General features: G+C 65.4%; 1 protein-coding gene and 1 pseudogene. One reads left to right on the top strand and one right to left on the bottom strand.

Annotation, left to right across the window (positions count from 1 at the left end; all coding sequences use genetic code 11):
* A pseudogene (locus tag BGN95_RS12020) lies at positions 1-462 on the bottom strand (glycoside hydrolase family 65 protein); the annotation flags it as partial.
* Between the two features lie 115 nt (positions 463-577).
* Between BGN95_RS12020 and BGN95_RS12015 the strand changes: the two are divergent.
* On the top strand, positions 578-1,804 hold the full coding sequence (locus tag BGN95_RS12015) for an MFS transporter (RefSeq protein ID WP_286772735.1): 1,227 nt from the start codon (positions 578-580) through the stop codon (positions 1,802-1,804).
* The last annotated feature ends 159 nt before the right edge of the window (positions 1,805-1,963 follow it).

Genomic DNA, 1,963 nt, shown 5'->3' with positions numbered 1-1,963 from the left:
CTGCCCCGCCGGAAAGCGGACGCGGGTCAGCACCAGCCCCTGACGCGTCATCGGGACGAACTGCTCGACCGTCACTGCCACCTCGTCGATCGCGAGCGTTTCGGTGCGCACGCCACGAGCGAGATCGAGCTCGACCGCCGCCGTCGCGCCGGGCAGCCGCCCCGCGACCATGATCGCGGGGCGCGTCGCATCGGCCACCGCCAGCCGCAAGTCGCTTTCCCGCGCGAAGCCGTGTGCCGCCTCGTGATAGGCGATCGGCACGCGCTCATAGACTCCGTTGAGATAGACCCGCGGGGCGCCGACGGGGTCGCCCGGCCCGCGCGTGCCGACGAAGCCATTGCCGATCGAAAACAGCGCCGCGACATGGCCGGATTGCGCATCCGTTCCCGCCGCCGAGAGGTGCCAGCCGTCGCGCGCGAACCGGAGCGACGAAAAGCTTGCTTCCGGTAATGATCGCCCCACTGCATTGCTCTCCGAGGATGACGATCGCTCGCCCGATTTGCTTATGATATGCATTTCATAATAGGAAGCGGTCAAGACCATAAACCGGATTGCGAGTGAGGTTGGGGGGAGGATGATGAACAAGACCCGGATCACGATCGCGTTGGCGCTTAGCTACGCCATATTCGCGGTGCTGCTGAACAGCGTGGGGACGGTGATCCTCCAGTCGATCGAATCGTTCCGTGTCACCAAGGGGGCGGCGAGCTCGCTCGAGGGGTTCAAGGACCTGTCGATCGCGGCGACCAGCTTCCTTTTGGCGGCGCAATTGCCGCGCTTCGGGTTGCGCCGTGCGCTGATCGTCGCGCTGAGCGGGGTCGGTTTCGCCTGCCTTGCGATGCCGCTCGTGCCCGGCTTCTGGACGACGCGGCTGATGTTCCTCGCGGTCGGCATCGGTTTCGGCGTCGCCAAGGTGTCGGTCTACAGCTTCGTCGGGCTGCTGACGCAGGGTAGCGCGCGGCATGCCTCGCTGCTCAACCTGATCGAGGGCGTGTTCATGCTCGGCGTGCTCAGCGGCTATTGGATCTTCGCCGCCTTCATCGATCCGGTCGCACCAGGGAACCTCCAGTGGCTCGACGTCTATTATGTGCTGGCGGCACTATGTCTCGGGGTGGCAGCGCTGTTCGTCGTGACGCCGTTCGACGAGGGCGCGATCGGCAGGGCTGCCGCGTCGGGCGCGCCCGAGAGACGCTTTGCCGATATGATCCGGCTGGCGTGGCGCCCGCTGACGCTCGCGTTCATTGCGGCGATCTTCTGCTATGTGCTGGTCGAACAGGGCATCGGCTCGTGGTTGCCGACCTTCAACCGCGAATTGCTCGGGCTGTCCGCGCCGATGAGCGTGCAGGCGGCATCGATTTTCGCGGTCAGTCTTGCCGTCGGACGGCTCGGCGCCGGGGTGATCGTTCGCCGCACCGGGTGGTTTCCGCTGGTCTGCGGCTGCCTTGTGATGATGGCAATCCTGATCGTCGCGGTGTTGCCGCTCGCCGAAGCGCATCGCGGCGAGGTGACGTCATGGGCCGGCGCGCCACTCGCTGCCTTCCTCTTTCCGCTGATCGGGCTGGCGATGGCGCCGATCTATCCCGCACTCAATTCGGCGATCCTTTCGGCGATGCCGCCCGAGAAGCAGCCCGCGATGGTCGGGCTGATCGTGGTCTTCTCGGCGTTGGGCGGCACGACCGGCTCGTTCATCGTCGGCCATGTGTTCGCCGCTTTCCACGGCACGCTCGCTTTTTACACATTGCTTGCCCCGATCGCGGCGCTCGCCGTGGCGACAGTGTTGATCCGCCGGCGATCCGTGGCGGCATAACTGATGCTCCGGAGGTTGAAGAAATGCGGCCGACCGAGCGCTGGTGCGGCGACGTTCGGAGCCCCGATCGACACCGTTCTCCTTACGAACGGCTGAGTTGGCCCCCGAAATGACCTGACAGGGTCTCGCTCTTAGATAAGAGTGAGCCATATGACTGAG

It is taken from the genome of Sphingomonas sp. 66-10 (assembly GCF_001897045.1).
Classification (GTDB): domain Bacteria; phylum Pseudomonadota; class Alphaproteobacteria; order Sphingomonadales; family Sphingomonadaceae; genus Sphingomonas; species Sphingomonas lycopersici.
This window is presented reverse-complemented; position numbering and strand designations above follow the sequence as displayed.